This window comes from Nocardia rhizosphaerae (genome assembly GCF_042650365.1).
GTDB lineage: Bacteria > Actinomycetota > Actinomycetes > Mycobacteriales > Mycobacteriaceae > Nocardia > Nocardia rhizosphaerae.
The window spans coordinates 664,637-676,749 of sequence record NZ_JBHSBA010000007.1 but is presented as its reverse complement, the minus strand read 5'-3'; the positions used below and the strand labels follow the sequence as shown (position 1 = coordinate 676,749).

12 protein-coding genes are annotated in these 12,113 nt (G+C 70.7%); 7 read left to right on the top strand and 5 right to left on the bottom strand.

Features of this window, described 5'->3' with window-relative positions; genetic code table 11:
• Together ACFOW8_RS17860 and ACFOW8_RS17855 are read right to left on the bottom strand one after the other, a co-directional pair.
• Positions 1 to 924: a LysR family transcriptional regulator gene (locus ACFOW8_RS17860; RefSeq protein WP_378551755.1), complete on the bottom strand. Its 924-nt coding sequence runs from the start codon at positions 922 to 924 to the stop codon at positions 1 to 3.
• A gap of 66 nt (positions 925 to 990) precedes the next feature.
• A complete protein-coding gene (locus tag ACFOW8_RS17855; protein WP_378551754.1) occupies positions 991 to 2,499 on the bottom strand; it encodes a flavin-containing monooxygenase in 1,509 nt (502 codons plus the stop codon).
• A gap of 71 nt (positions 2,500 to 2,570) precedes the next feature.
• Between ACFOW8_RS17855 and ACFOW8_RS17850 the strand changes: the two genes are divergently transcribed.
• Positions 2,571 to 3,113, top strand: a complete 543-nt coding sequence (locus tag ACFOW8_RS17850) for a GNAT family N-acetyltransferase (RefSeq protein WP_378551753.1) — start codon at positions 2,571 to 2,573, stop codon at positions 3,111 to 3,113.
• 80 nt (positions 3,114 to 3,193) lie between these two features.
• On the opposite strand, the gene zapE is transcribed toward ACFOW8_RS17850, so the two are convergent.
• Complete coding sequence (zapE, locus tag ACFOW8_RS17845) at positions 3,194 to 4,213, bottom strand: cell division protein ZapE (RefSeq protein WP_378551752.1); 1,020 nt, start codon at positions 4,211 to 4,213, stop codon at positions 3,194 to 3,196.
• A gap of 35 nt (positions 4,214 to 4,248) precedes the next feature.
• Between zapE and ACFOW8_RS17840 the strand changes: the two genes are divergently transcribed.
• The 4 genes from ACFOW8_RS17840 to msrB all read left to right on the top strand — a co-directional run bounded on the left by ACFOW8_RS17840 (position 4,249) and on the right by msrB (position 8,481).
• A complete protein-coding gene (locus tag ACFOW8_RS17840; protein WP_378551751.1) occupies positions 4,249 to 5,010 on the top strand; it encodes a pyrimidine reductase family protein in 762 nt (253 codons plus the stop codon).
• 32 nt (positions 5,011 to 5,042) lie between these two features.
• Positions 5,043 to 6,596, top strand: coding sequence for an alpha/beta fold hydrolase (locus tag ACFOW8_RS17835; protein WP_378551750.1), 1,554 nt, complete (start codon positions 5,043 to 5,045; stop codon positions 6,594 to 6,596).
• 74 nt (positions 6,597 to 6,670) lie between these two features.
• Positions 6,671 to 8,002, top strand: a complete 1,332-nt coding sequence (locus ACFOW8_RS17830) for a glycosyltransferase family 87 protein (RefSeq protein WP_378551749.1) — start codon at positions 6,671 to 6,673, stop codon at positions 8,000 to 8,002.
• Between the two features lie 65 nt (positions 8,003 to 8,067).
• Positions 8,068 to 8,481, top strand: coding sequence for a peptide-methionine (R)-S-oxide reductase MsrB (gene msrB, locus ACFOW8_RS17825; protein WP_378551748.1), 414 nt, complete (start codon positions 8,068 to 8,070; stop codon positions 8,479 to 8,481).
• A gap of 270 nt (positions 8,482 to 8,751) precedes the next feature.
• Here the strand turns inward: msrB and hemQ are convergent, their stop codons facing one another.
• Both hemQ and ACFOW8_RS17815 read right to left on the bottom strand, forming a co-directional pair.
• Entirely contained in the window at positions 8,752 to 9,447 is a 696-nt protein-coding gene (gene hemQ / locus ACFOW8_RS17820) for a hydrogen peroxide-dependent heme synthase (RefSeq protein WP_378551747.1), read from the bottom strand.
• 45 nt (positions 9,448 to 9,492) lie between these two features.
• Positions 9,493 to 9,636: a hypothetical protein gene (locus ACFOW8_RS17815; protein ID WP_378551746.1), complete on the bottom strand. Its 144-nt coding sequence runs from the start codon at positions 9,634 to 9,636 to the stop codon at positions 9,493 to 9,495.
• 150 nt (positions 9,637 to 9,786) lie between these two features.
• Between ACFOW8_RS17815 and ACFOW8_RS17810 the strand changes: the two genes are divergently transcribed.
• Positions 9,787 to 10,968 (top strand): NAD(P)/FAD-dependent oxidoreductase, encoded by a 1,182-nt coding sequence (locus ACFOW8_RS17810; RefSeq protein WP_378551745.1) that lies wholly within the window; start codon positions 9,787 to 9,789, stop codon positions 10,966 to 10,968.
• Between the two features lie 10 nt (positions 10,969 to 10,978).
• Positions 10,979 to 11,914, top strand: a complete 936-nt coding sequence (locus ACFOW8_RS17805; protein ID WP_378551744.1) for a sigma-70 family RNA polymerase sigma factor — start codon at positions 10,979 to 10,981, stop codon at positions 11,912 to 11,914.
• The last annotated feature ends 199 nt before the right edge of the window (positions 11,915 to 12,113 follow it).

The following is a 12,113-nucleotide window of genomic DNA, read 5'->3' as shown; positions in this document are numbered from 1 at the left end:
TCAGCCGACGGGCACCGGTTCCGGGGTGGTGGCCTCGTGCAGGACGGCCCCGATGAGATCGCGCAGCGCGCGGTGGCCCGCGTCGGCGGTGTTGCGCGGATGCCAGGCCATGGCGATCACGGGGGCGGGCAGCGGCAGCGGGATCTCGAACACGGTCAGGCCGAGGGCCGCGCGGGCCGCGCGGGACAGCACTTCCGGTGCCGGACAGACCAGTTCGGTGGCACCGACGGTGAGCAGGGCGGTGGACAGATCGGGCACGGTGGCGACCACTCGGCGAGTGCGGCCGTGCAGGGCGAGCCGGTCGTCGATCGGGCTGTGCATGCGGCCGGTCGGTGACACCTCGAGGTGCGGTGCCGAGGCATAGGCGGCGACAGTGGGGCGCTCGCCGCCGAACGTATGGTCGGCGGCGGCCACGCCAACCCAGCGGTCGGCGAACAGCCTCTTGACGACCGTCTCCGGGTCGGTCCGGCCGATCATGCCCACCTCGATGTCGACGCGACCGTCACGCAGGGCGACGGCGGCATCGGCCGGATCGGCGGCGAGCACCCGCACCGTCACCCCCGGCAGTTCGGCGCGGACCGCGGCCAGCAGCGGTCCGGTCAGGCGCACGGCCACCGGATCTGCGACCCGGACGACGAAATCGCGGGTGCGGCCCGCTTCGCCGGGATCGCGGGTGGTGAGCAGCAATCGCGCCTGCTCCACCAGCCCGGCCACGTCCTGGCGCAGTTCGAGCGCCCGCGGCGTCGGTACCAGCCCTCGGCCCGAACGCACGAGCAGCGGATCCCCGAGCACCTCACGCAATCGGGTGAGAGTGCGGCTCATCGCCGAGGTCGAGGTGTGCAGGCGCCGGGCCGCCTCGGTGACGCTGTTGGTGTCCAGGAGTGCGTCGAGAGCGAGTAACAGGTTCAGATCCAGCGCGTCCACGCGAGGATTATCACCAACGCAACGATCGGCACCAAGTGTTGCGCCGGGACCGGTCCGGCGTGTCGGCTATCCCTCGGCTACCTGTGCCGGTGCGGGCGCGGCCGCGACGGGCACCGGACGCTCCCGCAGCACCCGGCGGTAGGACGCGGGCCGCACCGGCCGCACCCACTGCGCCAGCCTGCTGGTCAGTGGCAACGGGGTGCGCAGATCGTCGAGCATCTCGTCGATATTGGCCAGCGAGAACGGCAGGACCGACGTGGCGTGGGCGTGGTGGCCCTCGGTGCGTTCGCGCGACCAAGCCAGGCGCTCGTCGATCTCGGAGTTCATCTGTTCGGCCATCGGCGGCACGAACTTCCCGGTGAGCAGCCCGGCGATCCAATGCGCGCCGACCTCGGCACCGAGCGCGCTCACCTGGGAGGTGTTGTAGCCGGCGAAACTCAGGTTGGGCACGTCGACGGGCAGGATATTGCGGTAGAGCCGGAAATCGCCCGTCTCGTCGGTGAGCGCGCGCCGCACATACGGGGTGAGGAACGGCACCTCCTGGCGGTACCCGGTGGCGCAGATGACGATCTCGGCCAGCTTCAGGGTGCCGTCGGACAGGCGGACGGCGGGCCCGTGCTGCCCGCCGATCAGGTCGGTCACCTCGGCGTCGCGGTGCACCGAGATCCGGCCTGCCTCGACCTGTTCGGCGAAGCCCTCGGTGGCCAGCGCGGCGGTACCGGTGGCGATCCGCTCGAACCGGCCCTCCGGCAGCAGCCCGAGCTCGCGCAGCCGCAGCTTGCGGGTGACCCGTTCCTGGATCAAGTCCAGGTTGGCTTCGCGCAGGCGCAGGTAGTCGAGCAGGCGTTCGGTGCGATGCGGTTCCCGCGCGGCGAAATGCGCCTCGCCGAGCCGGGTCAGCAGCAGCTTCTCGTAGTCGAGGCCGCCGCCGAAGGTCCGCGGCATCTTCCAGGTGAGGCGGCGCGCGACCACGCTGGTCTCGTCGGCCAGGTGGCTGACGGCCTCGGCCACATCGGTGGCCGACTTGCCGTAGCCGATCACCACCACCGAGCGATCCCGCGCCCTTTCGGCGTCGTGGAACTCCGAGACGTGGCAGATCCGGCCGCCCGCGGCCGCGAACGCCTCGGCGCCGGGCAGCGCGGGCCGCACCGGCTCGCTGAACACCCCGTTGGCGACGACCAGGTGATCGCAGGAGGTGCGGTGCACGCCGTCGCCGTCGCGGATCTCGAGCAGCCAGCCGCTGTCGACCGGATCGGCCGCCACCACCTCGGTGCCGAGCCGCAGGTGCTCGGTGAGGCCGAACTGCTGGACGTACCCGGCGAGGTAGGCCTGCATCTGCTGACCGTCCGGCCAGCGCGGATAGTCCTCCGGCATCGGGTGGTCGCTGAAGTGGTACGTGAACTTGCTGTTCTGCGCGCGCAGGCCCGGATACCGGCGGGTGGCGCTCCACACCCCGCCGACATCGGGCGCCCGGTCGAACACCTCGACCGGGAATCCCGCCCGGCTCAACACCTTCGCGCAGGCCAATCCCGCAACTCCCGCACCGACGATCCCGATGCGGCTACCGCTCGTCATGGCGAGGAGAGTACTCGGGACGACGGTGACGGTGCCACCGCCACGGGCGCGACCCGTGCTGTACTGGAAATATGACCAACAGTTCCGTCGTCGTCGATCGGGCCGGGCTCTGGGATGCCGAGGAGCTCAGCGATGTCGCCGCGGCCACCTTCCCGCTCGCGTGCCCGCCGGAGGCCACCCAGGGCGATATCGAGATCTTCCTCGAGCAGATGCTCTCCGGCGAACGATTCGGGGAGTATCTCTCCGATCCGCGGCGCACCGTGCTCAAGGCGGTGCAGGACGAGGAGATCGTCGGATACGCCATGCTCGTGTCAGGCAGGCCCGCCGACCCCGAGGTGGCCGCGCAGGTGAGTCACGGCGCGGTGGTGGAGCTGAGCAAGATGTACGTGCTGCCCGGCCACCACGGCAGCGGGGTGTCGGCCGCGCTGATGACCGCCGTGGTCGCCACCGCGCGCGAGGCGGGGGCGAGCGCGGTGTGGCTCGGGGTCAACCAGAGCAACGAGCGCGCGCAGAGGTTCTACGCCAAGCACGGATTCGTGCGGGTGGGTACCAAGACGTTCCTCGTCGGCAACCAGGTGCACTCCGATTTCGTCCTCGAGCGCGCGCTCGACTGATCGGGATCAGGCGGTGTTCGATATCGCCTGCTCGGGGCGCTACGTGGTAACGCTGCGCTGTCGCCTCCGCCCCTGACCGCTCAGGCGGCGGCGGCCTCGAACCGCGACAGGGCGAGCAGGCGGGAGATGGCGCGCAGGTACTTCTTGCGGTAGCCGCCGTCGAGCATCTCGGTGGAGAAGATCTCGTCGAGCTTGGCACCGGAGACGGTGACCGGGACGCCGGCGTCGTAGAGGCGGTCGGCCAGGACCACGATGCGCAACGCCACGGCCTGATCGGTCACCGGGTGCACCCCGGAGATGAACACCGACGACACCCCGTCGATCAAGGCGCCGTACTTGGACGGGTGCAGGGTGCTGAGGTGCTTCAGCAGCGCGTCGTAGTCGTCGAGCGTGGATCCGGGGGTGGTGGCGGCCCGTTCGGTCAGCACCTCGGGCGAGGTGGGCTCCGGCGCGGGCGGCAGATCGCGGTGCCGGTAGTCGGGGCCGTCCACCCGTACCGGCTCGAAGATGGCGCCCAGCTTCTTGATCTCGCGCAGGAAATCCTGCGCGGCGAAGCGTCCCTCACCGAGTTGGCTCGGCAGCGTGTTGGACGTGGCGGCGATGGACACACCGGCGGCGGACAGTTCGGTGAGCAGGCGCGAGACCATGGTGGTGTCGCCCGGGTCGTCGAGTTCGAACTCGTCGATGCACAGCAGGCTGTTGCCGGAGAGCCGCTCGACCGCGTTGACAAAGCCGAGCGCGCCGACCAGGTTGGTCAGTTCGCCGAAGGTGCCGAAGGATTTCGGCGCGGGCGCGCTGTGAAAGATCGAGGCGAGCAGGTGGGTCTTGCCGACACCGAAGCCGCCGTCGAGGTAGAGGCCTGCCCCGGAGACGGCCTTCTTCTTGCCGAACAGGCTCTTCCTGGATCCGGCCTTGTGGATCTTGGCGACCTGGCCCGCGAACTCCTCGGCCTTGCGCACGGCCGCGGCCTGGCTCGGTTCCTCGGGGGCGGGGATATAGGAGGCGAAGCTCACCTCGTCGAACATGGGCGGGGGCACCATCTGCGCGACGAGCTGGTCGGCCGGGACCTCCGGATGGCGATCGACGAGGCGTTCTTGCATGAACGAATCGTACGGACGTGGTTGCATCGGACCCTATGCAGCGTATCCACAATGTGACCCAGCTCGCAGACCTCGACGACGACGCCATGGCCCGGTGCTACGCCTATCCGCGGCAGCTGGATCGCCCCTGGGTGCGGGCCAACTTCGTGAGCAGCATCGACGGGGCCTTCACCGTCGACGGGGTGTCGGCCGGGCTCGGCACCGACGCCGACCACCGGGTGTTCGTGCTGTTGCGGGAGCTGGCGGAGGTGATCGTGGTCGGGGCGGGCACGGCGCGGGCGGAGGACTACGGTGGCGCGCACCCCGACCCGGCGCGGCGGCGGGCGCATTTCCAGCGTGGGATCGGCGGGTCGGCCGACGGCGCACCGCCGCCGATCGCGGTGGTCACCGCGAGCGCACGGCTCGATCCGGCGGCTCGGCTGTTCACCGACGCCGAGGTCGCGCCACTGATCATCACCACCGCGCACGCGGACCCCGACCGGGTGGCGGCGCTGCAGGAGGCGGGCGCGCAGGTGGAGGTCGCCGGAGCGGCCGCGATCATGCCCGCCGCGGTGCTGCGGGTGCTGGCCGAGCGCGGATGGCAGCGGGTGCTGTGCGAGGGCGGTCCGCACCTGTTCGGCCAGCTGGCCGAAGCCGACCTGGTCGACGAACTGTGCCTGAGCACCGTCCCGAAGCTGGTCGGCGGCGCGGGCGGGCGAATCTCGCTGTCGGCGAGCGGTTTCGACACGCCGATGAGCCGCAAGCAGCTGGTGCTCGCCGAGGACGGGACCGTCCTGGCCCGCTGGGCCCGTCGATGAAACCTGGCGCCGAACCTGGCAATGTGTAGCGCATGCGCTGGACTCGGGCCGCGGTGACGGCCGCGACACTGTCGATCATGCTCGCGGGCTGCGGGGCCGGACCGTCGGATCGGCCCGCCGTCGCCGTCGAGCGCCCCGGTGCCGGTGGCGGACAGACCGAGGCGCCGACCACGCCGGAGCCGGCGACGGCCGACGTGCCGCAGACCGAGCTGGCCTGGGCGGACTGCACCGCCACCACCCTCGAATCGCTGGAGCTGGGGCCCGGCCCCGCCGGTCTGGTGCTCGAATGCGCCGATTTCGCCACCCCGATCGACACCGCGGGCACCGTGCTCGGCACCTTCCGCGCGGGCGCGCTGCGCGCCCGGCTGCCACAGACGCCACCCGACGCCGCGCCGCTGGTGCTCACCTCCGGCGCCGACCGCTCCTCGGCCTCGACGCTGGCCGGGCTCGCCGTCGGCCCCGACAGCGCGCTGCTGGCGGCCCAGCCGGTCGTCGCGGTGGACCGGCGCGGGATCGGCGCCTCCCAGCCCATCGACTGTATCCCCGCCCAGCTGCGCTCGGTGCTGCACGATCTGGGCCAGACCGGGGTCGGCGGCGACGATCAGGTCGAGGCCGTCGCCGGATACAGCCAGGACGCCACCATCGCCTGCCGCGACTTCCTGCAGCCCTACGAGGGCACCTTCGACGCGCCGCACGCCGCCGACGATATCGAGCAGCTGCGCAAGCAGTGGCAGGTGGACAAGATCAACCTGATCGGCACCGGCAACGGCGCCAAGGTCGCGCTGAGCTACGCGCGCCGCTACGGCGACCACCTGGCCCGGCTCGTGCTCGACTCCCCCGAACCCGTCGGCGCCGACGCGACCACCATGGCCGAGGCCGCCGTCACCGGCGCCGAGGCCGCGCTCACCGCGTTCGCGCAGCGCTGCCGGGCGGCAGGCTGCGCGCTCGGTGACGATCCGCGCGCCGCGGTCACCGCGCTGATGGGCGAGGCCGCGGCGGGCGAGCTCGGCACGATCACCGCCGCCGACCTGTCGACCGCGCTGATCGGTTTCCTGTCCAGCCCGCGTGGCGATCAGGCGAGCCGGGTGAACACGCTGGCCGACATCCTCGCCGCCGCCGAGCGCGGCGACCGTGGCCCACTGGCGGCGCTGGTGACCCGCGAGACCGCGGCGATCGACTCCGACGGCGAGTTCGTGAACCGGTGCACCGACAGCCGGCTGCCGCCCACCCAGGACAAGGCGCGCGAGCTGGCCGAGACCTGGGCGGGCAAATACCCGGTGTTCGGCCGGGTCGCCGCGCTCGAGCTGATGGTGTGCTCGGCCTGGCCGGTGTCGACCGCGCCGCCGCTGCCCACCGATCTCGACCTGCCGGTACTGGTGTTCGCCGGAGTGGCAGACCCGGTCGTCGGCGGCGCCGGGGGCTCGGTGACAGGCGCGCTCGGCACCGCGGGTGCCCGGCACGCCACCATGACCTGGCAGGGCTGGGGGCACCCGGTCGTCGCGCATTCCGGGTGCGCGCAACAGGCGGTCACCGACTACCTGGCCGACGCCGAACTGCCCGCCGACGGCGGTGCCTGCCCGGCCTGATCCGGGCCGCGGTCCGGCGCGTCGGGCGGGTCCGGCGACACCATCGCAACCCGATCCGGTGTACCGTGCCCGGAGTGTTGTTCCGACAGCTCGAACCCCGTACCGCGCGCACCTCCGCCGAAGTTCTCAAGTTCGCGCTCTGGCCGTTCGCGGTCATGACCGTGCTGAACCGTGTCTTCATCAAGGCGATCAACGGCTTCGTCACCGACGACTACCGGCCGGTGTACAACGCCTCGTTCGAGTTCCTGAACGGCAGGCCGGTGTACACGGCCAACTTCGATTCCGTGGACCCGCACTACCTGTATCCGCCGAGCGGCACGCTGATCATCGCGCCGATCGCGGCGATCGAGTACGAGCTGTCGCGCTGGCTGTTCATCGGGTTGAACGCACTGGCCATCCTGCTGGCCTGGTATCTGCTGCTGCGGCTGTTCAAGCTGGGTGTCGGCTCGATCGCCGCGCCCGCGCTGCTGCTGGCGATGTTCGCCTCGGAGACGGTGACGAACACACTGGTCTTCACCAATGTCAACGGGTGCCTGCTGCTGGCCGAGCTGATCTTCCTGCATCTGCTGCTGCAGCGCCGTGACCTGTGGGCCGGTGCGGCGCTCGGCTTGAGTATCGCGGTGAAACCCACCCTGGCGCCGCTGCTGCTGATCGCGGCGGCGCGCGGGCAGTGGAAGGTGTTCGTCACCGCCATCGGGGTGCCGGTGGCGCTCACCGCGATGGCCTGGCCGTTGATGCAGGACCCGATGGAGTACTTCACCGAGGTCATGCCCTACCTGTCGGAGACCCGCGACTACTTCAACAGCTCGGTCGGCGGCAACGGCCTCTACTACGGGCTGCCGCACTGGCTGATCCTGCTGATCCAGGTGCTGCTGGCGGGGACGGTGGCGGTCTCGCTGTGGCTGCTCTACCGGTACTACCGCCACGACGAGCTGTTCTTCGTCACCACTTCCTCGGGTGTGCTGCTCACCGCGTCGTTCGTGTTGCCCTCGCTGGGCCAGATGTACTACTCGATGATGCTGTTCCCGTTCCTGATGTCGGTGGTGCTGCGCAATTCGGTGCTGCGCAACTGGCCCGCCTGGTTGGCGATCTTCGGGTTCATGACCTACGACAAGTGGCTGTCGGACCGTTGGCAGAGCACCGGAAGGGCGCTCGAGTACCTGCGGGTGACCTTCGGCTGGGGGCTGCTGCTCATTGTCGTGTTCTGTGTGCTCGGCGACCGCTACCTGGCCGCACGCCGCGAAGGCAGGCTGCGGTTCGGGCTCGACCCGGCCTGGATGGCCTCGGCACCCGACTCCCGCGACGGTGCCGACAAGGGTGCGCCCGTCGCCGCGCCGACGCGCGGCACCGACGATCCGGTGACTCCGGACGAGCCCGCAGGCGAGCGCGAACCAGCCCTGAAATAGTGACCGGTCGGTGACGTGGCGCGACGATCGCGGCGCGCACCGGCGACAACCATTAGCGTGGAAGCATGAATTCTCCACGCATCCAGCTGACACCGCAGCAATGGCGGGCCAAGCTGAACCCGCAGGAGTACGCCGTCCTGCGGGAGGCCGCCACCGAGCGCCCGTTCGTCGGTGAGTACACCGACACCAAGACCGCCGGTGTCTACACCTGCCGGGCCTGCGACGCCGAATTGTTCCGCAGCACCGAGAAATTCGATTCGCACTGCGGCTGGCCGTCGTTCTTCGACCCGGCCGATTCCGACGCGGTGATCCTGCGCCCCGACGACTCGCTCGGCATGCGCCGGGTCGAGGTGCTGTGCGCCAACTGCCACAGCCACCTCGGCCACGTCTTCGAGGGCGAGGGCTACCCCACCCCCACCGACCAGCGCTACTGCATCAACTCGATCGCCTTGCGCCTCAACCCCACCGAACCGGCGTAGCTACCACGCGTTCCCCCACGACCCGACCAGTGAGGGTTTCGTCGGGACACGCAGAACCACGATCTCGCCAGCGCTCCACCGAACACCGCAACGTCACCGCCCAACCCGTCCCCGCACGACCCGACCTCGAGGAGGGTCCGCCGACGAAGTCGACGGTCGCGGCCCGTCCCGTCGATCAGGCGCCGTTGCGCAAGCGACGAAGGAGCAAGCAACGGTGCCTGATCGACGGGACCAAGGGGGCCGCGACTCGAGCGCGCCAGCGCTCCAATATCACGGCAGGGCGGTGATGAGTTTGTCGAGCTCGACGCGGGGGCCGGTGAAGAAGGGGATCTCCTCGCGGACGTGCAGGCGGGCTTCGGTGGCGCGCAGGTCGCGCATCAGGTCGACGATGCGGTGCAGTTCGGGTGCCTCGAAGGCCAGGATCCACTCGTAGTCGCCCAGCGCCATCGAGCTCACGGTGTTGGCGCGCACGTCGGGGTAGCCGCGGGCGGCCTTGCCGTGGTCGGCGAGCATCTTGCGCCGTTCCTCGTCGGGCAGCAGGTACCACTCGTAGGAACGCACGAACGGGTAGACGCAGATGTAGTTGCCCGGGTCCTCGCCGGCGAGGAACGCGGGGATGTGGCTCTTGTTGAATTCGGCGGGGCGGTGCAGCGCCACATTGCTCCAGACCGGCGCGCTGGCCCTGCCGAGTTCGGTGGTGCGGCGGAAGTCGGCGTAGGTGGCCTGCAGGTCCTCGACGCGTTCGGCGTGGGTCCACAGCATGAAGTCGGCGTCGGCACGCAGGCCGGCCACGTCGTAGACGCCGCGCAGGACCACGTCCTTGTCGGCGAGACCGTCGAAGAAGGCCTGTGCTTCCTTGATCGCGGCGGCGCGCTCGTCACCGAGGACGCCCGGCTGTACCTGGAACACCGAGAACATCAGGTAGCGGATGGTGGAGTTGAGGGCCTGGTAGTCGAGTCGCGCCATGGACCCATGGTGCCACTGCGCGGTTTTCGGGTGCAGGGCGGCCGGTCAGTCGGTGGCGTGCCATGGCGAGGATTCGTCGCCGCCGAACAGGGAGGTCACGGTCTTCGCCTCACCCGCGCACATTTCGACCGGGCCGAGGTCGGGATCGAGGATGAGGGTGCGGGTCGCCTGTTCACCGGTGCTGGTCACAGCGAGCGATCATGCAGCATGGCTATCGGCAGCGCCCTCCTGACACGCCGGGCCGGATGCCACCCGCCCGAGAAGTGATCTGCGTCACCGCTGTCAGGAATTCGGCGGCTGTCTCGTTCAGCAAGCACGCGAACCAGACAGGAGCGAATCATGAAGCACCGCATCGTCGTCCTCGGAGCCGGGTACGCAGGCGCTTTCGCCGCGGGAACGCTGGCACGCAAGCTGCATCCCGACGATTTCCAGATCACCGTGGTCAACGCCGAACCGGACTTCGTCGAGCGTCTGCGGCTGCATCAGCTCGCCGCCGGACGGCCGCTGCGGCATCGGCCGCTGGCGCGGGTCTTCGCGGGTACCGGGATCGAGCTGCGGGTGGCGCGGGTGCGCGCGCTCGACGTGGAGCGGCGCACTGTCACCGTGGCGGGCCAGGACGGTGTCGACGAACTCGGCTACGACACCCTGCTCTACGCGCTCGGCAGCAGCGCCGACGAGACAGTGCCCGGCGTGGCCGAACACACCTTCCCGGTGGCGGCGCGGGAATCGGCGCTCGGCCTTCGTGCGCGCCTCGACAAGCTGGCCGACGGTGGGAAGGTGCTGGTGGTCGGCGGCAATCTGACCGCCATCGAGACGGTCACCGAGCTCGCCGAGGCCAGACCCGGCCTGCGGGTCGCCCTGGCCACCAGCGGCGAACTCGGCGGCTGGCTCGGCGCGTCGGCCCGCGGTCAGCTGCTGCGGGCGGTCGACCGGTTCGGGATCACGCTGCACGAGCACACCACCGTCGCGCGGGTCGAGCCGGGCGCGGCGATCGCCGCCGACGGAACCGCGCTGCGCGCCGACGCCATCGTGTGGGCGGCCGGGTTCGCGGTGTCGCCGATCGCGGCGGCGAGCGGGCTCGCGGTGGTGCCGGACGGGCGGATCCGGGTGGACCGGCAGATGCGGTCGGTGTCGCATCCCGAGGTGTACGTGGCCGGTGACAGCGTCTTCGTGCTCGGGGAGAACGGGCTGCCGTTGCCGATGTCGTGCGCGTCGGCGGGATTCACCGGCATGCAGGCCACGGCCGCGATCGTCGGGGACCGGACCGGGCGGTCGATCTCCACCACGGCGCTGTCCTATGTCGGCAACCACATCAGCCTGGGCCGCAAGGACGCCATCTTCCAGCTCGTCGACGGTGCCGCGCAGGCGCGGTCGTGGGCGCTGCGTGGCCGGATGGCGGCGCGGATCAAGGCTGCGATTCTCGACCTGTCCGGCTGGAGCGTGAGCCACCCGACCTTCGGCAAGCTCGATCGCCGATACCGTGCGGTCACGGCCCCGGCGCCCGAGATGGCGCTCGGTTAGTCTCGTGCTCATGGACACTGCCGCGGTCGCGCGGTTCGAGGCCAGCCGTCCCCGGCTGGCCTCGCTCGCCTACCGGCTGCTCGGGTCGGCCGCCGATGCCGAGGACACCGTGCAGGACGCGTTCCTGCGGTGGCAGGCGGCCGACCGGAGCTACGTCGAGGTGCCGGAGGCGTGGCTCACCAAGATCGTCACCAATCTGGCGCTGGACCGGCTGCGCTCGGCCGAGGCGCGGCGGGTCCGGGCGGTGGGCACCTGGCTGCCGGAACCACTGCTCGACGGCGACCCGATGCTCGGTCCGGCCGACACCGTCGAGCAGCGCGAGTCGGTGACCCTGGCGGTGCTGACGCTGATGGAACGGCTCACCCCGATCGAACGGGCGGTGTATGTGCTGCGCGAGGCGTTCGCCTACCGCCATGCCGAGATCGCCGAGATCCTCGAGCTCACCGAGTCGGCGAGTCAGCAGCATCTGCACCGGGCAAGGCGACGGCTGGACCGTTCGGGTTCCGGTACCGGCATAGATCGCGCCGCTGCCCATCGCATCGTGCAGGCCTTCGTCGACGCCGCGTCCTCGGGCCGCACCGATCAGCTGGTGGCCCTGCTGACCGACGACGTGACCGCGGTGTCCGACGGTGCCGGACTGTCGGAGCGACTCATCCGGCTCACCAGCCCCGAGCGGGTCGCGCGCGCCTTCCGTGCCGGCTTCAAGCCGACCGCGGCCAAACGTGCCCTTGTCGGCGGCTCGCCATCGATGCACGCCGAACTCGTGAACGGGTGTCCGGCGCTGCTGGCCGTCCTGGACGACCGCGTGATCGGCATGGTGGTGTTCGACATGCGCGACGGACGGATCGCGGGAGTGCACGGCGTCGGCTCCGCGGCCCGTCTCGGCAGGCTCAGCGGGGAGTGGCGGTGCCGGGTGCACGAGGCCCCGCTGATCGCGGCCTGGTAGTGGCGTGGGTCCGTAGCACGGCCCGGCATGGCGGCCAGTCGTCGGAAGCCGAGCGCACGCGGGGTTGATCACCCCTGGCGGGCACTTCGGCACCGGATGTCGGCCAGGTGCCCCGCCGACCGCTCGGCCGGATCACCGGGGAATGGCGGCGTCAGAAGCACCAGGCCCCGCTGGCCTCGCCGCATGCGGAACCGGCGCT